Source organism: Massilia scottii (assembly GCF_030846495.1).
GTDB lineage: Bacteria > Pseudomonadota > Gammaproteobacteria > Burkholderiales > Burkholderiaceae_D > Telluria_A > Telluria_A violaceinigra.
In genome coordinates, this window is record NZ_JAVCWM010000029.1 from 1 (window position 1) to 19,932 (window position 19,932).

The window sequence follows — 19,932 nt, forward strand, 5'->3', positions numbered from 1 at the left end:
AATCTGGGCGGCGTTCTCCCTGGTGATCTGCTGCTCCAGCGCGGCCGGAATCAGGATGTCGCAAGCGACGTTCCAGAAGCGCTCCGGCGCAATACTGTCCTCGGCGCCGGCAAAGCCCACCACGCTGCCCGTCTGCGCCACGTGCGCCAGCAAGGCTTCCACGTCCAGGCCGCCGTCATGCACGATCGTGCCGCCGTGGTCCTGCACCGCCACCACCAGCGCGCCGGCCTCCGAAAACAGGCGCGCGGCGATCCCGCCCACATTGCCGAAGCCCTGTACCGCGACCCTGGCGCCCTCGATCTGCATGCCGCACTTGAGGGCAGCCTCGCAGCCGGCGACATACACGCCGCGCCCGGTGGCGTCGCGCCGTCCCAGGCTGCCGCCCAGCGAAATCGGCTTGCCCGTCACCACGCCGGTCGCCGTGCTGCCCTGGTTCATCGAGTAGGTATCCATCATCCACGCCATGGTCTGCTCGTTGGTGTTCACGTCCGGGGCGGGAATGTCCTTGTTCGGCCCGATGATGATGCCGATCTCGCTGGTATAGCGGCGCGTCATGCGCTGCAGTTCGCCCTGCGACAGCGTCCTCGGGTCGACCCGGATTCCGCCCTTGGCGCCGCCGTACGGCACATTGACGGCGGCGTTCTTGACCGTCATCCATGCCGACAGCGCCATCACTTCCGACAGCGTCACGTCCTGGTGGAAGCGCACCCCGCCCTTGCCGGGGCCGCGCGACATGTTGTGCTGTACGCGGTAGCCCTCGAAGTGGGCGATGCTGCCGTCGTCGCGCTCGATCGGCACGTCGACGATCAGGATGCGCTTGGGCCGCTTGAGCGTCTCGACCCAGCGCGCCAGTGCACCAAGGTGCGGCGTCACGCGGTCGATCTGTTCGAGGTAAACGCTCCAGGGGTTGTTTTCCTTGGGGAGGAGGTAGGATGGAATGTCGTGCTGGCGTGTCATGCGGCGGCTCCGTTGTTGTAGTTTGAAGGTGGTGTCTTTTAGTGGATGATCTTGGCCAGGAAGTCGGCCGCGCGGTCCGAGCGCCGGGTGCCGAAGAACTCGTCCTTGGTGCAGTCCTCGATGATCTTCCCCTGGTCCATGAAGACGATGCGGTTGGCCACCCGTTTGGCGAAACCCATTTCGTGGGTGACGACCATCATCGTCATCCCCTCCTGCGCCAGGCCGACCATCACGTCGAGCACTTCGTTGATCATTTCGGGGTCGAGCGCGGAGGTGGGCTCGTCGAACAGCATCGCGATCGGATCCATCGACAAGGCCCTGGCGATGGCCACGCGCTGCTGCTGGCCGCCCGACAGCTGGCCCGGAAATTTATCCTGCTGCGCCAGCAGGCCGACCCGGTCCAGGTACTTCAGGCCCTTGGCGTTGGCCTCGTCGGCGCTGCGCCCCAGCACCTTGACCTGTCCGATGGTCAGGTTTTCCCGGATCGACAAATGCGGGAACAGCTCGAAATTCTGGAACACCATCCCGATCCGCGCGCGCAGCTTGGACAGGTTGGTTTTCGGGTCGCCCACCTCCACGCCGTCCACCCTGATGCCCCCCTTCTGGAACGGCTCAAGGCCGTTGACGGTCTTGATCAGGGTCGACTTGCCCGAACCCGACGGGCCGCAGATGACCATCACATCGCCTTTGCCGACCCGCGTGGTGCACTCGGTGAGCACCTGGAACTTGCCGTACCATTTGCTGATATTGTTAAGTTCTATCATTTTTCTTCTCCAATTTGAAAGCGCTAGCGGATGATCGCCACGCGCTGCTGCAGACGGCGCACCAGGGACGACAGCCCCAGGCCCAGGACCAGATACACCAGCGCCACGAAGCTGTACATCTCGACCAGGCGGCCGTCGCGCTGGGCGACCTTGCTGGCGGCGCCGACAAAATCGGGAATCGACAGCACGTACACCAGCGACACGTCCTGGAACAGGACGATCGTCTGCGTCAGCAGCAGGGGAATCATGTTGCGAAACGCCTGCGGCAGCACCACGTGGCTCATGGTCTGCCAGTAGGTCATGCCCAGCGCCCGCCCTGCCCATACCTGCCCGCGCGGGATCGAGCCGATCCCGCTGCGCATGATCTCGCAGTAGTAGGCCGCCTCGAACATGATGAAGGTGATCAGCGCGGACGTGAAAGCGCCCACCTGTACCGGCTCGTTGGCGCCGATGATCCAGGCGGCGATATACGGCACCAGGAAGTAGAACCAGAAGATCACCAGCACCAGGGGGATCGAGCGCACCAGGTTGACGTAGCCGGACGCCAGCAGCGACACCGCGCGGATGCTGGACAGGCGCATCAGCGCCAGCAGCGTACCGAGCACGATCCCGCCGGTCATGGCCAGCACGGTCAGCTTGAGCGTGAAGACCATCCCGGTCTGGAACAGATAGACCCACGAGCGGGCGATCACGTCGAAATCGAAGTCGAGTGCCATCTCAGTGTCCCCCCGCCGCGCCGCCGGCGACGATCAAGCCGGGAATCGCCATTTTTTTCTCGATCCGGTGCATGATGAACACGACCACGGCGTTGACCATCACGTAGACCAGCGTCGCGGCGCTGAAGGCCTCGAATACCTGGAATGAAAACTCCTGGATCGCGCGGGCGCTGGCAGTCAGTTCCATCAGGCCGATGGTCAAGGCCACCGAACTGTTCTTGATGATGTTGAGGAACTCGCTGGTCAGCGGCGGCAGGATCACGCGCGATGCCATCGGCAGCAGCACGTAGCGGTAGGTCTGCGGCAAGGTCAGGCCGAGCGCGGTGCCGGCCATTTTTTGCCCGCTCGGCAAAGCGGCGATGCCGGCCGAAACCTGTACCGCCACCCGCGCCGAGGTAAACAAGCCCAGGCACAGCACCGCCGTGACGAACGGCGCGTTGGGCAGGGCCTTGATCCAGTCGCCGACGGCTTGCGGCAGCACGTCGGGAGCGACGAAATACCACAGGAACATCTGCACCAGCAGCGGCACGTTGCGAAAAAGTTCGATATAGCCGTTGGCCAGGCGTACCAGCCATCTGTTCGGTGTGGTGCGCACGGTGCCGACCACAAGGCCGAGCGCCAGCGCCATGATCCAGGCCGTCAGCGCGGTGGCCAAGGTCCACATCAAGCCCGAGAATAGGGTGTCGAGATACGTGCCGGCACCATCGGGCGCAATCTCCCAGAAGATGCGCCAGTTCCAGTGATAGTTCATAGTATTTAGTATTGTTCCAGGCTGGGCTACAGAAAAATTAACGCTTTTTGGAGGCCGCTTTTTGCGCGTCCGGCACCACCGCATACGCGGCCGGGTCGGGCGAATCGGTCGGCCGGGCGAGCACGTTGATCAGCTCCGGCGGCATCGGGAAGCGCAGGTTGATGTTCTTTGGCGGAATCGGCGACAGGAACCACTTGTGGTACAGGCGATACACGTCGTCGCCCGACTTGTAATAGGCGATGAGGGCGTCGTCGACCGCCTTCTTGAAGGCCGGGTCGTCCTTGCGCAGCATGATCCCGTACGGCTCGACCGACAGCGCGTCGGCCGTGATCTGGTAGTCGTCCGGCCGCTTGGCGTTGGCGCGTTGCGACGCCAGCAGGATGTCATCGTTGGCCTCGGCCGCGGCGCGCCCGGTCTCGACCATCAGGAACGATTCGGGATGATCCTTGCCGACGACGATGTTCATGCCCAGGTTTTGCTCGCGGTTGAGGATCGTCATCTGCTTCAGGGTCGAGGTGCCGGCGGTGGCCACCAGCGTCTTGCCCTTCATGTCGGCCAGCGTATGGATATTCGACGTCTTTTTGGCCAGCAGGCGGTTGGCGACCACGAACATGGTCGGGGCGAAGGCGACCTGCTGCTGGCGCTCCAGGTTGTTGGTGGTCGAGCCGCATTCGAGGTCGATGGTCCCGTTGGCCATCAGCGGAATGCGGTTGGCCGAGGTCACCGGATTCATCGCCACCTTCAAGGAGGCCAGGCCCGGGCGCTTTTGCAGGGCGGCGACCACCTTCATGCACAGGTCGATCGAATAGCCCTGGTACTGCTGCTTGTCGTCCAGGTAGGAAAAGGGAATGGAACCGTCGCGCACGCCCAGCGTGATGACGCCGCTCTTCTTGATCTTGGCCAGCGTGCCGGTCGGTTCCTGCGCCTGCGCGGTGGCGCCGAACAGGGATGCACTGAGCAGTACAACGAGATATTTTGCATAATTCATGTCGGGTAACTCCAAAGGGGTGAAGAAAGCACGAAGCGATAAACCGGCCGCCCGGCGGCCGGGGGGAACTCAACAGGATCAGAAGGTGTGGCGCATGCCCAGGTTTGCCCCGGTGTTGCCGGTGCCGTCCGTGGTGGCGTTGCCGACCTTGAAGCTGGCGCCATTGCGGTTGCCGATGCGCGCATAGGCCGCGTACACGTCGGTGCGTTTGGACAGTGCATAGGTGTAGCCGAGCGCCCATTGGGAAGCGTCGCGGTTGGCGTGCGTGGTGTCGTCATGCCGGACATACGAGGCGTACGCCTTGTGCGCGCCGAAAGGCACGCTCACGCCGACGATCGCGTCTTCGCTGCGCGCACCGAGCAGGCCCTTGTTGCGCGCGTAGCCCAGGTGCCCTTCGGCCACGCCCCAGTTGTATTTGGCGCCGAGCAGCGTATTGGCGCTGCTGTCGGTGGCCAGCGCATTTTGCTGCTGATGCCAGCCCAGCGTGACGACCAGGGTCTTGGCCGTATACGACAGCACCGTGCTGTAGGCGCGCTTGGCGGCTGAATTGTCCGGCACTTCACCCATGCCCACGGCCAGCTCCGCCGCAAAGCCATAGAGTGTCGGCGACGCGTAGCCGGCCATGTTGTCGAGGCGGGCGTTCGAGACCGTGATGTTGCCCGCCTGGCCGGCCAAACCGTCGCAGAACGGATCGACGATGTCGCGCATGGCGCGGTAGTACGGCGAATACTGGCGCCCGAAGCTGACCGCACCGAGCTTGCTGGATACGCCCAGGAATGCCTGGCGTCCGAACAGCAGGCCGCCCTGGGCCGAGCTGCCGGTATCGATATTGACGCCGTGTTCCAGGACGAAGTAGGCGTTGACGCCGCCGCCGAGGTCTTCCGTGCCTTTGAAGCCCAGCCGCGAACCGGAGGCGACCCCGCTGTTGATCGTGTTGACACTGCCCGCCGCGCCGCCCGTTTCGCGCACAAAGCCGACGTCGGCCACGCCATACACGGTCACCGCCGACTGCGCCATGGCGGCTGCCGGAACCAGGCTCGATGCCATGATGGCGATAATGATCTTATTCATTCGTTTCCTCTGTAATTTATCGTTTTTTATATTTGATCGGCAATACCGGTCCATTCCACGCCGTGCATGGAACAGGTGAATTGCCGCGCTGGGGAATAATCTAAATGGCGCCGCCGGGATAATCCGAAGCGTGCCGCAGGATATGCTTGGCCTTGTGGACCTGTTGCATAATGCCGAGTGCATGGCCGCGGAATACGTGGCCTGCCGGCGTAAGCGAGGGAGGGTTGCAGCTGCGGTCCACGAGCGTGGCGCCGAGCCAGGTTTCAAGCGAGCGGATGCGCCGGCTGAATGCCGGCTGGCTGGAGTGCCGCTCGCTGGCGGAACGCGAAAAGCTTCGCGTATCGGCCAGGCAAAGAAAGTCTTCGACCCATTTCATGTCCATTGCTGTCTCCCGCTTATATTTATTTTTTAATGGGCCGGCGCGATTGACCGTCACCCATTGCACTGCCGATTATTCGGCATGTGTTTCCATCCCTACCTCCTATGCATAGCAGTTTGCATGCCAGCAATGTAAATATTCCGGGAAGCGCCCCAGCGCCTTGATTGGAATGGATATTTTCAATCGTCCGGAAACGCCGATCAGCGGCGCGCGTGCGGTATTCCACACAAACCCGTTTTGCGGCGTGTGGATTTAGAAACCCGGGCTGTTGGCTATTGCCGAAATTAATATCCGGCAGAATGTTCTGGGGTAAGATAGACCGCAGTCGCCTCCCCTTGCCGGACCGCGCCAACCCTAACCACACGCGCCGAGGTGAGCATTGCAGGCGTTCCGACAATTTGCCGTTTCCCGCTCCGCGGGCACAGTCGCGGCATGGGCCGCGATCATCGGCCTGAGCGCCGCCGTCGCCTTCGTGTATGCATGGAGCGAACGGCGCGGCTATGCGCAGCTTGGCGAGGTCCAGGCGCAGCAGCTCGACCTGTACGCGGCGGCCCTCGAAAGCGAACTGGGCCGGCATGAATACCTGCCCGGCATCGTCGCCCTCGATCATGACGTCCATGCCCTGCTGAGGAACCCGGGCGGCGCCGGCCTGGGCGAGCGCGCCAACAAGCGCCTGACCAGCCTGAACGCGCGCGCCGGCTCGCTCTCCATCTTCGTGCTCGACACGGCGGGCCTGGTGCGGGCGGCCAGCAACTGGTACCAGCCGGAGACCAGCGTCGGCATGGATCTGGCCGCCCTGCCGTATTTTTCCGGCGCCATGCAGGGCGGGCCTGCGCGCTATTTTTCGCGCGCGGCGGCGCGCAACTCGCCCGAGTATTATTTTGCCCAGCAAGTGCTGCAAGGCGGCCTGGTGCTTGGCGTGGTGGTGGTCAAGATCAGCCTCGACCCGATCGAGTCGACCTGGGTGGCGTCGGCCGCGCAGCCGCACAACGATTTTTTCATGGTGCTCGACGCCGACGGCACGATCGTTCTCTCGTCCGCGCCCCAGTGGCGCAACCGCAAGGCCGACCTCCAGGCCATCGACCAGGGCAAGCCGGTCGTCGCGTGGCCCGCACTCAACCCGGCCGCGCCATCGACCCGCTACGCAAGCCTGAGCCGGCCGATGGCGCGCCAGGGCTGGCGCCTGCTCACGCTCACCAATGCCGCGCCGGTCAAGCTGCAGGCCGGGCAAAACGCCGTGGCCGCTGGCCTGCTGGCCGGGTTCCTCGGTTTGCTCGCGATGTTCGTGGCGATGCGCCGGCGCGCGATCGCGAGCCGCCTGCACGCGCGCGAAGCGCTGCAGCGCGCGCACGACGAATTGGAACGGCGCGTGGCCGACCGCACCGCCGAATTGCATGCGATGAACCGCGCACTGCTGCACGAAATCGGCGAACGCGAACACGCCGAACAGGTGCTGCGCGCTTCCCAGGACGACCTGCTGCACGCCAGCAAACTCGCCCTGCTCGGCCAGATGTCGGCCGGTATCACGCACGAAATCAGCCAGCCGCTCACCGCGCTGCTTTCGCTTTCCTTCAATGCCCAGCTGCTGCTCAAGCGCGGCGACCTGGCGCGCGTGGAAAAGAACCTGCGCTCGGTGACCGACCTGACTGAACGCATGGGCCGCCTGACCGAGCAGCTCAAATCCTTCTCGCGCAAGACGCCCCTGGCCATGGCCCCGCTGACCCTGTCCAAGGCGGTCGACAATACCTTGCAGCTGCTGGAAAACCGGATCCGCACCGAACACGCCTGCGTGCAGCTGGACCTGGCGCCGTCGGTGCGCGCCATGTGCGACGCCAACCGGCTCGAACAGGTGCTGATCAACCTGTGCGCCAACGCGCTCGACGCCATGCTGGACGCGCCGGTCAAGAACCTGGCCATCCGCCTGTGGAGCGCGGGCGGACGCGCGCACATCCGGGTCAGCGACAGCGGCGCCGGCATTCCGCAAGCCGTGATGGCGCGCCTGTTCGAGCCGTTTTTCAGCACCAAGCTGCCGGGCCAGGGACTGGGACTCGGCCTGGCCATTTCGGCCGACATCGTGCGCGACTTCGGCGGCACCTTGCGCGCGTCGAATTGTGCGGGCGGTGCCGCCTTCGAACTGGACCTGCCACTAATAGAGGAAACAAGTCATGTATGAAGGTTTCACCATCGTGTTCGTCGAAGACGACCTGGCCGTGCGCAGCAGCGTCGCCGAAACGCTGGAGCTGGCCGGGTTCGACGTGGCGCCGTTCGAGTCGGCCGAGGACGCGCTCGGGCAACTGCGCACCAGCTTTGCCGGCATCGTCATCAGCGACGTGCGCCTGCCCGGCATGGATGGATTCGAACTGCTGCGCCGGGTGTGCGCGGTCGACGCCACCATCCCGGTGATCATGGTGACCGGCCATGGCGACGTCTCGATGGCGGTCGAGGCAATGCGTTGCGGCGCCTACGATTTCATCGAGAAGCCGTTCGCGATGGAGCGCCTGGTCGAGGTGGCGTCGCGCGCCATGGAAAAGCGCGCGCTGCGCCTTGAAGTGGACTCGCTGCAGCGCCAGCTGCAGGACCGGCGCGGGATCGAGGCGACCTTGCTCGGCAACTCGCCGGCGATACGCGAACTGCGGCGCCAGATATTGAACCTGGCCGATACGCCGGCCGACGTGCTGGTGTTCGGCGAAACCGGCACCGGCAAGGAAGTGGTGGCGCGTTGCCTGCACGAGTACAGCAAACGCAGCAAGGCCAACTTCGTCGCGATCAATTGCGGCGGCCTGCCCGAAAGCCTGTTCGAGAGCGAGATCTTCGGGCATGAAGCGGGCGCCTTCACCAGCGCCAGCAAGCGCCGCGTGGGCAAGATCGAGCATGCCGACGGCGGCACCTTGCTGCTCGATGAAATTGAAAGCATGCCGATGGCGCTCCAGGTCAAGCTGCTGCGCGCGCTCCAGGAACGCAAGATCGAGCGGCTCGGCTCGAACCAGGGTGTGCCGGTCGACTTCCGGATCGTCGCCGCCACCAAGAGCGACCTGAAGGAACTGAGCGCGCAGCAGAAGTTTCGCAGCGACCTGTATTACCGGCTCAACGTCGCCGTGCTCGAACTGCCGCCGCTGCGCGAACGGCGCGAGGACATTCCGATCCTGTTCGAACATTTTTCGCTGCAGGCGGCGCTGCGCTACGGGCGCGATGCCCCGGCCCTGGCCGGACAGGACATGCTCAAGCTGATGGCCGGCGACTGGCCCGGCAACGTGCGCGAACTGCGCAACGCGGCCGACCGTTTCGTGCTGGGACTGCCGGGGATGCACCTGGGCGCCGCCGATTCGGCCGCGGCCCCGATGACCTTGGCGCAGCAGATGGACATGGTCGAAAAGACCCTGGTGGAACAGGCGCTCAAGCAGCACGGCGGACGTCCGCAAGCGATCTGCGATGCGCTCGGCATCGGCAAGAAGACCCTGTACGACAAGCTGCACCGGCACGGCATCGTCATCGACGACTTCCGGCCGGCGCCGGGCGGCGCGCTCTAGCCGCCTGGGTAGGGGGCCTGCCTTGCAGGGCAGGCTCCCAGGCAGAACTTAGTAGGTATAGAACATCCGCTGAATCTCCTTGGTGCTGCCGGTCTTGGTCAGCGCCAGCATCAGCAGGATGCGCGCCTTCTGCGCACTCAAGGTGTCGGCCACCACGAAGTCCAGTTCGTCGTCATTGGCTTCGCCGTTGCGCGCCAGGATGCCCTGGCCCACGCGGCTGGCCCGCACCACGACCGCCCCCTTGGCACGCGCGGCAACCAGTGCCGGCTTGACCCTGGCGGCCAGGCTGCCGTCGCCCACGCCTGCGTGGATGATGCCCTTGGCGCCTGCGGCCATGAGCGCATCGACCGCTACCGGTCCGACGTTCGCATAGCCATACACGATGTCCACTTGCGGCAGCGCCTGCAGCGCGCCGATGTCGAATTCGCTCTCGGTGGTGTGCTTGCGCATTTGCTGGCGATAGAAGAATGGCTTGCCGCCCTGGATATAACCGAGCAGGCCCAGTTCCGGCGTGCGGAAAGAGTCCAGCGTCGAGGTATTGACCTTGGTCACATCGCGCGCCGACTGGATCTGGTCGTTCATCGCCACCAGTACGCCCTTGCCGACCGCCTCGGGACTGGCCGCCAGCATCACCGAATTGTACAAATTGATCGGGCCGTCGGCCGAGATCGCGGTCGATGGCCGCATCGCGCCCACCAGCACCACCGGCTTGCGGCTCTTGACCACCAGGTTCAGGAAATATGCCGTTTCTTCCAGCGTGTCGGTGCCGTGGGTGATGACGATGCCGTCCACGTTCGATTGGGCCAGCAGGACGTTGACGCGCTTGGCCAGCGTGAGCCAGTGCTCGTTGGTCATGTTCTCGCTGGCGATCTGGAACGTCTGTTCGCCGCTGACGTTGGCAACCTTGGCCAGTTCGGGCACCGCCGCGATCAGGCGCTGCACGCCGACCGTGGCGGCGGTGTAGCCGACCGTGGTGGTGCTGGTCGCGCCGGAGCCGGCGATGGTGCCGCCGGTGGCCAGGATGGTCACGTTGGGCAGCTTGGGCGCGGCTTGTTGCGCCTGCGTGGCCGAGGCCATGCAGACCAAGAGGCCGAACAGCGCGATCATCGATTGCGCGGGATTTTTGTGAAGCATGCGATCTCCTAAAGGGACGGTGGTTTTTTGCAGGCGACGCCATTTTCATGACGCGTTTTACGTGCTGCGGGACGGCGAAAAATCTTTGCGAGGATTAGCCCTATGATAACGGGCGAAGGAAGCCTGCCTTGCAAGGCAGGCTCGTTGCGCAGGGGCGCGGTAGACCGCGCCAATTCCCTGCTTCACCGGTAGGCGGCCGGGTCGCCCGAATCGGTGGGGGAGGCAATCGCCTTCTTCAGCGCCGGGCTCATCGGTAGCTGGAGTGGCGCGAACCACTTGCGGTAGATCTGCTGCACTTCGCCGGACTTGAACAGCGCGACGATGGCTTCGTCCACCAGTTTCTTGAATTCGGGGTCGTTCTTGCGCACGACAATCCCGTACGGCTGCACCGGCAAATCGGTGGCGGCGATGGCATACATGCCCGGGTCCTTGGCGGCGGCGACCAGCCCGTGCAGAAGCACATCGTCCATCACGAACGCGACGGCGCGGTTGGCCTCGACCAGCGAAAACGCTTCGGCGTGATCCCTGCCCGGAATGATGTGCAGGTCGAGCCCCAGTGCCTGAGCGGTTTCCGCCAGCGCGTTGATGGCCGTGGTGCCGGCCGTCGACACGACGGTCGAGCCCTTGAGCGCTTGCAGCGAATCGATGTGGGCCGTCTTTTTCGCTACCAGGCTGGTGGCCGCGACGAAGGTCGTCACCGAAAACGCCAGCTCCTTTTGCCGCTCGAGCGTGTTGGTGGTCGAGCCGCATTCGAGGTCGACGATGCCGTTGACCATGAACGCGCTGCGGTTGGCGGAGGTGACCGGGCGCAGCATCACTTCCAGGCCGGGCGCCTTGAGCCGGGTGCGGATGGCGTCGACGATGCGATAGCACAGTTCGATCGAATAGCCGGTCGGCCGCTGCTGCTTGTCGAGATAGGAAAACGGGATCGATTTGTCGCGAAAGCCAATGCTGATGACGCCCGTTTCCGCGATTTTTCGCAAGGTCGGCGACTCCTGCGCCGCGCCATGGGGGGCGAGCGGGAGCAGTGCGGCAAATGCGAAGAGCAGGTCTCTGGTGTTCACGTCGTTTTTTCCTTACGGCCCGGGAATTCCAACCGTCGCATGGCGCAATATTCCCATGAACAGGTGGCAACGACAATGCTTATGCAAAATTCACATGGGAGGCGATGCTGCTGCGGGCAGCAAGAACAAGGGGAGCTCCGGGTTCATTGCCGGGTTGCTTGCGCTTGCTGTGGTAGCCGATTGGGTGCGGAGCGCTTAATGACGTGAAGAAACATTGGCGTAAACCCGACAGAACCGGGCCGAGACTGAGGCCAGGCTTGTGCGGGTTTTGACAATACGCCCAATGTGCTGGATACTCAAGCGCAGTGGAAACGCTTCCATCAACATCGTTATCGCTGATAACGCCGCTTGGAAGTGGTTGTTGCCCGAACGTAAAACCTAACGATAACTTCGGAGACTTTCAACATGAAGATGAAGACGATTAACGTCGTGCTGGCATCATTATTGGCTGGCGGCACTATGGCCGGCTGTGGCGGTAACACGTCGGGCGACAGCGGCGATGGCGGGAAAACTCCCATATCCCTGGCGCAGACAGGTAGCGCGGCAGGTTCCAGCGCCAACATCGCCGCCGTCTGCACGCTCCAGGCTGAAGACTATGCCAACGCGTTCGACACCACTGCCGGCAATACGGGTAACCAGCACCGCACCGACAATGTCGATATTGAAGCCACCACCGATGCCGGCGGAGGGTATAACGTTGCCTGGACTGCCAACGGCGAATGGCTGGCACACAACAACATCACCTTTCCCACCAGCGGCGCCTATACCATTGCCTACCGTGTCGCGGCCCCTTCCGCTGGCGGCGTGATTTCGGCCGACCTCAACGGAGGCACGATCCCGCTCGGCACCACCTCGGTTCCGGCAACGGGCGGCTGGCAGAACTGGACCACCGTGCAGCGCACGATTAACGTGAATGCCGGTACCTACAACCTCGGCACCTTCGTCAGCAGCGCGGGCTTCAACCTGAACTGGATCAGTATCGCCGGCGCCAGCTGCGGCTCAACGCCACCACCACCCGGCTGGACGCTGGCCTGGGCGGACGAGTTCAACGGCACCGCATTGGACACCTCGAAGTGGAACATCGAGGTCAACGGACATGGCGGCGGCAACAACGAGCTGCAGTACTACACCGCGCGTCCGGAGAACATCCGTGTCGGCGGCGGCGAACTGGTCATCGAGGCGCGCAAGGAAGCCTATATGGGCAAGCAGTACACCTCGGGCCGCATTACCACCCAGAACAAGGCCAGCTGGCAGTACGGGCGGATGGAAGCGCGCATGAAGATCCCGACCGGCAAGGGCACGTGGCCGGCTTTCTGGATGCTGGGTAACTCCATCAGCAGCGCGGGCTGGCCCGCAAGCGGCGAAATCGACATCATGGAGCACGTCAATTCCGAAGCGGTTACCCACGGCACCATCCACTGGTCGGATCATAACAACGCGTATGCCAATTATGGCGGCCCATCGGGCAAGCTGGACTTCTCGCAGTTCCACGTGTATGCCGTGGAGTGGGATGCCTCGGTGATCCGCTGGTATGTGGACGGTAACAAGTTCCACGAAGTCAATATCGCCGGCGGCATCAACGGCACGTCGGAGTTCCATGCGCCGTACTTCCTCCTGTTTAACCTGGCCGTCGGCGGCAACTGGCCTGGCAGTCCGGATGCATCCACCGCGTTCCCGAACCGGATGCAGGTCGACTACGTTCGCGTCTATCGCAGGTAATCCAGCGCCGGAGAGGAAGCATTTCTTCTCCGGCTGGTCACCCTTCGCGGCGCGTCAGCTTTCAAGATGTGGGTGGACGCGCGCGCACCGGTCGGCTCGAAAAGCTGCCCGTCAATCTTGACGATGGCAAGTTTTTGCTGGGCTCCGGCCAGCGACATTTTTTTCGGCGCCTTGGCCGAGAGCGGCTGTCGGGGCATCGCCTTGATGCGCGCTTCAAGTTCGTCGTCGGAGAGTGGCAGCAGGCCCGCTTCCGGCAACGCGTTCCCTGGTGCAAGCAAGGTCAGGGCGCCTGCCGATTCGGCGCCAAAGTGCGCCAGGATGGTCCAGGCATCCACGCCGGCCGTGACGCCGTTCTTCATGTACGTCATCAGCTGCAGCCTGGCGTCCGCCTCCGGTAGCAGATTGTCGAAGAACCACTGGACCGGACGAACGGTTCCACCGTCTTCATGTCGAGCCGTCCTCAGAGGCAGGCCGGGAGAGAGTTCATATCCCTGTTCGACCCATGCCTGATCGTATTGGAACGACCACACTCCGGTGTTTTCCGACAGCGTACCGACGAAGGACTTGTCAATGTAGGCGCACAGTTCCCGGTTCATGGTCGAGCTCGCTTCCTCGTCGTGGTCTTGCCATCCAGGTCGATGGCACTTTCATCCATTGCCGGTGGCATGGACAGATGCATTTCGATCCCAAGCTCTTTCATTGTCGCAAAAAGTTTCTTGAGCGCTACCGTAGAGTGGCCTTGTTCCTGCCGCCGCAACAGGGTTTGGGACGTCTCCAATGTCTCGGCCAGGTCGGCCAGCGGGACATTGAGCGCGAGACGGGTGGCGCGCAGAACGGCACCCATCTGCTCAAACGACTTGATTTTCATGTTACATCCATAACAGAGCAATTTCACTTTATTATAGCACTGCACCGCTCTGTATCATCAATAACAGGGTGAAATTGCAGTATTGCGCTGTGACTGTCTGCTGAAGTGGGCTAAGAGAGCAAAAATACGCTGTTAACAACGTTCCTCCATCAGTTTTCCTGTAACAGTGCAAAATTGCTCTGTCATTATCCGAGCCAGCTTCTTCAGGGAAGATGGTGGGAAGCCCGCGTAGATTGGGTTTTCAGCGCTTGCGCCGTAGCAAGTCAGGCGGCTTCGCGGCTGATGCGGGAAGGATTTTTCGCTCGAATCAGCCGGGGCAAACCCACCGTGCACGCCGATCGCGACCATGGACAAATTCCTCGCATATGTTTTTTTAAACAAGAATAATCATGTTAATCGTGCTAGTGTGGCTGCAGTTCCCAGCAAGGAGGCACTATGCAAGGATGGATTTCTCCCCTTAAATGGTTTGCGTACATGGTGATCCTGCTCATGCTCGCAGCCATCGCTTACGCGGCGATCATCTCGGTGCGCTACTGGCCCGCCATTTCAGTCTAGGAAGGCACCATGAACAAACGACAAGCGCGTCTGTTTGCGATTGGGTCCACCGTGGTGGCCACGCTCGCCTTTCTCGCCCTGACGCTCGACAGCCACCGCCAGTTCGGCCGCCTGACCAATGCCGACAAGATCACTGCCCAGGTCACGCGCGGCAAGGATGTGTGGCATGAAAACAACTGCATCAACTGCCACACGATCTTTGGCGAGGGGGCCTACTACGCTCCCGACCTGACCAAGATCACCAAGCTGCGTGGCAACGCCTACCTCACCGCGTACATGAAGGATCCGTCCAAGTTTTACGACGAAACGCGGCACCGGCGCCTCATGCCCAAGCAGGATATCAGCGACACCGACATTGCAGCCTTGATCGCTTTCCTCGACTGGGTATCGAATGTCGACAACCAGGGCTGGCCGCCGCGCCCGATCCTGGTCACCGGCGCCACCTTCCCCGGCACCGACGTGGCCACGGCGGCCGCACCCGGTGCGGCGGCCACGCCACCGGCGGCGCGGCCCACCACCGGCGACGACAATCCGATCGCGCTGGGCGAACGGGTGTTCCGCAGCGCGGTGCCGGCATGCAGCGCCTGCCATTCCACCGCGCCCGGCGTCAATCTGGCCGGGCCATCGCTGGCAGGCCTGGTGGGGCGCAGCACGGCGCTGCTGGCCGGCGCCGGCTACACGGGCAAGGCCACCGATGTGGAAGGATATATCCGGGAGTCGCTGGTGTCGCCCAGCGCGCACGTGGTGCCGGGCGCCATGTACTCGGCCAATGGCCAGTCCTTCATGCCCGACACCTACGGCAAGGCCCTCGCGCCGGAGCAGATTACCCAACTGGTCGCCTACCTGTCCTCGCTGAAGTAAGCGTCATTGCCCAGCAACGCTGGAGCCGAATTGTTTTGCGGAGCTATAGTCATGAGATATAAGTCGCAGTCTGTCGCCTATTGGTACTTCGCCGTCGCGCTGTCCCTGTTCGGCCTGCAGCTGGTGTTCGGCCTGCTCTCGGCTGCCAAGTACCTGGGGCCCGATCCCTTGCTGTATATCCTGCCGTTCGATGTCACCAAGGTCATCCATACCAACCTGCTGATCGTCTGGGTTCTGTGCGGCTTCATGGGCGCCACCTACTGGATGGTGCCGGACGAATCGCGCACCGAGCTGCACAGCACCAAGCTGGCCTACATCCAGCTGGTGCTGTGGGTGCTGATGGGCGTGACCGCCATCATCGGTTATCTGTTTCGCTGGGGCACCGGAAACAAGCTGCTGGAGCAGCCTTTGCCGCACAAGATCGTGATCGTCATCGTCATGCTCATGTTCCTCTACAACGTGGGCATGACCATCAAAAAGTCGGGCCGCCTGACCACCACCGAGGGCGTGCTGCTGGGCGGGCTGGGCCTGGCCGCCTTGCTCTACCTGCCGGCCCTGCTGCACTATGAAAACTACACCGTCTCGATCTACTATCGCTGGTGGACCATCCACCTGTGGGTGGAGGGGGTATGGGAAATGATCCAGGGCGGCTTCCTGGCCTATCTCCTGATCCGCCTGTCCGGCGCCGACCGCGAGGTGATGGAGAAGTGGCTGTACGTGATCGTGGGGCTGGTCTTCATTGCCGGCATCCTGGGTACGGCGCACCACTACTACTGGGTCGGCGTGCCGGCCTACTGGCTGCCCATCGGCGGCATCTTCAGCGCCCTCGAACCGGTGGCCCTGGTCGGCATGGCCATCTACGCCTACTCGACCATCAAGCGCTCCGGCATGGCGCATCCGAACAAGCTGGCCTTGCACTGGACCGTGGGCAGCGCCGTGTTTACCCTGTTCGGCGCCGGCCTGCTGGGCCTGGCGCACACCTTCCCGGCCGTAAACAAATGGACCCACGGCACCCTGATCACGGCCATGCACGGCCACGCCGCCTTCTATGGCGCCTATGTCATGATCGTCCTGGCCATGATCACCTATGCCATGCCGGGGCTGTCGCGGCGTCCGGAAGAAGGCACGGCGATGGGCTACTGGTCGTTCTGGCTGCAGCTCGGCGGCATGTTCGGCATGACGCTGTCGTTCGCAACGGCCGGCATCGGCCAGGTGTACCTGGAACGCATCATGGGCCTGGGCTTCCTGGACACCCAGCTCAAAATCCAGATTCACTTCGTCATGCTGCTCGCCACCGGGTCCCTGTTCGCGATCGGGGTGGCGCTGTTCATCATCGATTTCTTCCGCTTCGCACCGCGCCTGGGGCCGGTCGAGGAAGGCGACGCAGCGGCACCGGCGCCAGGGGTGCAGCCGGCGTGAGCAAGGATGATCCCGCGGCAGCGGCGCCCTATTACCTGGAAAACGCCGGCGAGGTGGCATTGTTCGAGCAGTGCCACCGGCGCCAGCTGGCGGTGATGCTCAAGGGCCCGACCGGCTGCGGCAAGACGCGCTTCGTGGAATACATGGCCTGGCGCCTGCAGCGTCCGCTGATCACCATTTCCTGTCACGACGACCTGAGCACATCCGACCTGGTGGGACGCTTCCTGATCGGCGCCGCCGGCACCGCCTGGCACGACGGCCCGCTGACCCGCGCGGTGCGCGAAGGCGCCATCTGCTATCTGGACGAAGTGGTCGAGGCGCGCCAGGACACGGTGGTGGTGCTGCACCCGCTGAGCGACCACCGGCGCATGCTGCCGATCGACAAGACCGGCGAAACCGTGGCGGCGGCGCCCGGATTCCAGCTGGTGGTGTCCTATAACCCCGGCTACCAGCGCATGCTCAAGGACATGAAGCCGTCCACGCGCCAGCGCTTCGTCGCCTTCGATTTCGACTTTCCGCCGCCCGCGCGCGAGGCCGCCATCGTGGAGCACGAGGGGCAGGTCGAAGCGAGCCTGGCCATCGCCCTGGTCACGCTGGGCACCCGCCTGCGCCAGTTGCGCGACCGCGGCCTGGCCGAGGTGCCCAGCACGCGCCTGCTGATCGCCGCCGCGCGCCTGATCGGCAGCGGCATCCCGGTGGCCGACGCCTGCTACGCGGCCATCGTCGCTCCCCTGTCGGACGAACCGGCCCTGGTGGGCGCCATGCGCGACCTGGTCGGCGCCAGTTTCATCTAGCCATGGCGGAGGCGGAGGACGTCATCACCGATGCCGCCCGGCATGCCACCGTCTTCATGCAGGCATACTGGCGGCGCCACCGCCCGCGTCCCGGCGTGCCGCAGCTGGAACTGGCCGACGTGGCCGCCCGTCTCGATCTGCTGGCCCACGCCGTCTTCGGCCGCACCTTCCGGCTGCGCCCTTCCCAGCCACCCTCGCCGCGCACCTTTCTCGACAAGATCCTGCGCCGCCATGAGGCGCCTCCTGCGGCCGCTGCGCTGCCGGGCACCGATGGCGACAGCATCTGGCTGCCGCGCGCCATCGGCTCGGGCGGCGTGGAACAGCGCGCGCTGGCGCGCTATCGCCTGTTGCTGCTGCAGCAAGCCATGCGCGCCACGCGCGGCAGCGCCCTGCACTACCCGCAGCGCGAGAGCGCCTGGGTGCAAGCCTGCTACCACCTGCTCGAAGCGCGCGCGGCCGACGATGCGCTGGCGCGGCTCCTGCCCGGCATGGCCGGCGCGCTACAGGATTTTCGCCTGGCGGCGCTGGCCGCGCGGCCGCCCCTGCGCACGCTCGCGCCATCCCTGCGCCCGCTCGAACAGGCGCTGCACGCCGTGCTGTCGGGCGCGCCCGCCGCTGCCGGCACCGCCCTCCAGGTGCTGGAACAGGCGCGCGGCATGGCGGCCGGCCTGGTCCCGCTGGCCGGAGCGGCGCTGCGCCGGGTCCTGGTACGCGACGAGTGGCTGGGCGAATTGATGCCGGCGGCGGCCGGCGGCGCGGCCCGGGCCTGTTCCCGCGACGGCGAACGCGAGGACGATTCCGGGCCGCGCCGCAGCGCCCGGCTGGCGCGGCGGCCGCGCGCGCGCCAGCCGCAGGAGGAGGACGACGAGCAGCCGGCCGGACCGATGATGGTGCAGACCGCCCAGCCGCACGAGCAGGCCGAAGACGCCATGGGCGTGCAGCGGCCTACCGACCGCGACACCAGCAGCGCCGCCGAAGACTTTGCCGACGCGCTGTCCGAACTGCCCGAAGCGCGCATGGTGTCGACCCCCGGCGCGGCGCGCGAAGTGCTGCTTTCGGACGACCCGCCCGACGCCCAGGCCAGGCAGCCGGGCATGGCGCCGCAGGCCGCCGGCGGCGAAGCCTGTCCGTATCCGGAATGGGACTGGAAAACCCGTTGCTACCGCGATCCCGGCGCCATCGTCACGGTGTGCACCGCGCTGCCCGGCGCGCAGGCCACGGTGGACGCCATCTTCCGGCGCCAGGCGCCGATGCTGCGCGAGGTGCGGCGCCAGTTCGAACTGCTGCGCGCCCAGCGCACCCGGCTGCGCCAGCAGCTCGACGGCGATGCCATCGACCTGCAGGGCTGGATCGACAACCAGGCGCAGAAGCTCGCCGGCGGCAACCTCGACCAGCGCCTGTACGAAGCCGAACGGCGCGCCAGGCGCGACCTGGCCGTGATGCTGCTGGTCGATATCAGCGGCTCGACCGACAGCTGGGTGTCCGGCCAGTGCCGCGTGATCGACGTCGAACGCGAAGCGCTGCTGATGGTCTGCGCGGCCCTGCAGGGCCTGGGCGAGCCGTTCAGCGTGCTCGGCTTTTCCGGCGAGGGGCCGGGCGGGGTCGTGGTGCGCGCCATCAAGCGCTTCCAGGAACCGTACGGCAATGACGTGGCGCTGCGCATCGCCGGGCTGGAGCCGGAAAACTATACCCGGGCCGGCGCCGCCGTGCGCCACGCCAGCGCCGCCCTGATGATGCAGGCGGCCCGGCACAAGCTGCTGATCGTGATTTCGGATGGCAAGCCGAACGATGTCGACCAGTACGACGGGCGCTATGGCGTGGAAGACTTGCGCCAGGCCGTCACCGAGGCGCGCCTGCAGGGCATCTCGCCGTTCTGCCTGACCATCGACCGCCAGGCCGCGAACTACCTGCCGGCCGTGTTCGGCGAGCATGCCTACGCGCTGCTGCAGCGCGCCGAGCTGCTGCCCACGGTGCTGCTGGGGTGGCTGCGCAAGCTGGTCGCTGCCTGACGCGCCCGATAAGGCCGCCCGATCGGCAGCCTCGCCACCTCGCTGCGGCTGCAGGTTTTATCCGGCAGGAATATCTGAATTCCGTGGGGATATTATTTCCACACCAGAATGATCCTCACCCTGCCGCTGATCCCGCCGCGCTCGCGCTGCGCTTGTCATCGCGCGCATTAAAACTCATCAATAATACAGTGTTGTTATTCCCGCATTTTTAATGCACTCATGCTGATTAAATCGCCGCCGGTGACAATCTGATAGATTTGATGGTTTTTTCTGGAGCAGAATAAAAATCCCGTTACTCCAATCGAAGGCGCCCTACGCCCGTCAGGCGGTAGAGCGATTTTGCCTCGATAATCAGG

19 protein-coding genes are annotated in these 19,932 nt (G+C 64.3%); 7 read left to right on the forward strand and 12 right to left on the reverse strand.

The features are described 5' to 3' along the window. The 7 genes from RBA41_RS27715 to RBA41_RS27745 all read right to left on the reverse strand — a co-directional run. On the reverse strand, positions 1-957 hold a 957-nt coding region (locus tag RBA41_RS27715), incomplete at its 3' end, for a Glu/Leu/Phe/Val family dehydrogenase (RefSeq protein WP_306627611.1). Positions 958-995: 38 nt separating this feature from the next. After that, positions 996-1,721 (reverse strand): amino acid ABC transporter ATP-binding protein, encoded by a 726-nt coding sequence (locus RBA41_RS27720; protein ID WP_306627612.1) that lies wholly within the window; start codon positions 1,719-1,721, stop codon positions 996-998. Positions 1,722-1,744: 23 nt separating this feature from the next. Then, a complete protein-coding gene (locus RBA41_RS27725) occupies positions 1,745-2,437 on the reverse strand; it encodes an amino acid ABC transporter permease (protein ID WP_099873273.1) in 693 nt (230 codons plus the stop codon). A gap of 1 nt (position 2,438) precedes the next feature. Next, complete coding sequence (locus RBA41_RS27730; RefSeq protein WP_306627613.1) at positions 2,439-3,188, reverse strand: amino acid ABC transporter permease; 750 nt, start codon at positions 3,186-3,188, stop codon at positions 2,439-2,441. Positions 3,189-3,225: 37 nt separating this feature from the next. After that, a complete protein-coding gene (locus RBA41_RS27735; RefSeq protein WP_306627614.1) occupies positions 3,226-4,176 on the reverse strand; it encodes a transporter substrate-binding domain-containing protein in 951 nt (316 codons plus the stop codon). Positions 4,177-4,254: 78 nt separating this feature from the next. Then, positions 4,255-5,247: a porin gene (locus tag RBA41_RS27740; protein WP_306627615.1), complete on the reverse strand. Its 993-nt coding sequence runs from the start codon at positions 5,245-5,247 to the stop codon at positions 4,255-4,257. 100 nt (positions 5,248-5,347) lie between these two features. Continuing rightward, positions 5,348-5,629 (reverse strand): LysR family transcriptional regulator, encoded by a 282-nt coding sequence (locus RBA41_RS27745; protein WP_099873264.1) that lies wholly within the window; start codon positions 5,627-5,629, stop codon positions 5,348-5,350. Positions 5,630-6,005: 376 nt separating this feature from the next. Between RBA41_RS27745 and RBA41_RS27750 the strand changes: the two genes are divergently transcribed. Together RBA41_RS27750 and RBA41_RS27755 are read left to right on the forward strand one after the other, a co-directional pair. Next, positions 6,006-7,799, forward strand: coding sequence for a sensor histidine kinase (locus RBA41_RS27750; protein ID WP_306627616.1), 1,794 nt, complete (start codon positions 6,006-6,008; stop codon positions 7,797-7,799). Continuing rightward, a complete protein-coding gene (locus tag RBA41_RS27755; protein ID WP_306627617.1) occupies positions 7,792-9,153 on the forward strand; it encodes a sigma-54-dependent transcriptional regulator in 1,362 nt (453 codons plus the stop codon). Before RBA41_RS27750 ends, RBA41_RS27755 begins: the two co-directional genes overlap by 8 nt. Positions 9,154-9,201: 48 nt before the next feature. Here RBA41_RS27755 and RBA41_RS27760 read toward each other — a convergent pair whose 3' ends face one another. Continuing rightward, positions 9,202-10,287 carry a type II asparaginase gene (locus tag RBA41_RS27760; RefSeq protein WP_306627618.1) on the reverse strand — a complete coding sequence of 362 codons (1,086 nt, stop codon included), beginning with the start codon at positions 10,285-10,287 and terminating at the stop codon, positions 9,202-9,204. 182 nt (positions 10,288-10,469) lie between these two features. Then, on the reverse strand, positions 10,470-11,351 hold the full coding sequence (locus tag RBA41_RS27765; RefSeq protein WP_306627619.1) for an amino acid ABC transporter substrate-binding protein: 882 nt from the start codon (positions 11,349-11,351) through the stop codon (positions 10,470-10,472). A gap of 405 nt (positions 11,352-11,756) precedes the next feature. Here RBA41_RS27765 and RBA41_RS27770 point away from each other — a divergent pair, with 405 nt between their 5' ends. After that, the gene (locus RBA41_RS27770) at positions 11,757-13,070 is read left to right on the forward strand and encodes a carbohydrate-binding protein (RefSeq protein ID WP_306627620.1); all 1,314 of its coding nucleotides are present in this window, start codon (positions 11,757-11,759) and stop codon (positions 13,068-13,070) included. On the opposite strand, the gene RBA41_RS27775 is transcribed toward RBA41_RS27770, so the two are convergent. The 3 genes from RBA41_RS27775 to RBA41_RS27785 all read right to left on the reverse strand — a co-directional run bounded on the left by RBA41_RS27775 (position 13,058) and on the right by RBA41_RS27785 (position 14,286). Continuing rightward, positions 13,058-13,666 (reverse strand): HipA N-terminal domain-containing protein, encoded by a 609-nt coding sequence (locus RBA41_RS27775; RefSeq protein ID WP_306627621.1) that lies wholly within the window; start codon positions 13,664-13,666, stop codon positions 13,058-13,060. The genes RBA41_RS27770 and RBA41_RS27775 overlap by 13 nt on opposite strands. Continuing rightward, the gene (locus tag RBA41_RS27780; RefSeq protein ID WP_306627622.1) at positions 13,663-13,938 is read right to left on the reverse strand and encodes a helix-turn-helix domain-containing protein; all 276 of its coding nucleotides are present in this window, start codon (positions 13,936-13,938) and stop codon (positions 13,663-13,665) included. Before RBA41_RS27780 ends, RBA41_RS27775 begins: the two co-directional genes overlap by 4 nt. Before the next feature lie 132 nt (positions 13,939-14,070). Continuing rightward, positions 14,071-14,286 (reverse strand): hypothetical protein, encoded by a 216-nt coding sequence (locus RBA41_RS27785; RefSeq protein WP_306627623.1) that lies wholly within the window; start codon positions 14,284-14,286, stop codon positions 14,071-14,073. 216 nt (positions 14,287-14,502) lie between these two features. Between RBA41_RS27785 and RBA41_RS27790 the strand changes: the two genes are divergently transcribed. Genes RBA41_RS27790 through RBA41_RS27805 form a run of 4 tightly spaced genes read left to right on the forward strand, consistent with a single transcriptional unit; the run spans position 14,503 to position 19,576 of the window. Beyond that, positions 14,503-15,354, forward strand: coding sequence for a c-type cytochrome (locus RBA41_RS27790; RefSeq protein WP_306627624.1), 852 nt, complete (start codon positions 14,503-14,505; stop codon positions 15,352-15,354). Positions 15,355-15,405: 51 nt separating this feature from the next. Beyond that, positions 15,406-16,773: a cbb3-type cytochrome c oxidase subunit I gene (locus tag RBA41_RS27795; protein WP_306627625.1), complete on the forward strand. Its 1,368-nt coding sequence runs from the start codon at positions 15,406-15,408 to the stop codon at positions 16,771-16,773. Next, complete coding sequence (locus tag RBA41_RS27800; RefSeq protein WP_306627626.1) at positions 16,770-17,567, forward strand: CbbQ/NirQ/NorQ/GpvN family protein; 798 nt, start codon at positions 16,770-16,772, stop codon at positions 17,565-17,567. Before RBA41_RS27795 ends, RBA41_RS27800 begins: the two co-directional genes overlap by 4 nt. A gap of 2 nt (positions 17,568-17,569) precedes the next feature. Continuing rightward, the gene (locus RBA41_RS27805) at positions 17,570-19,576 is read left to right on the forward strand and encodes a nitric oxide reductase activation protein NorD (protein WP_306627627.1); all 2,007 of its coding nucleotides are present in this window, start codon (positions 17,570-17,572) and stop codon (positions 19,574-19,576) included. The last annotated feature ends 356 nt before the right edge of the window (positions 19,577-19,932 follow it).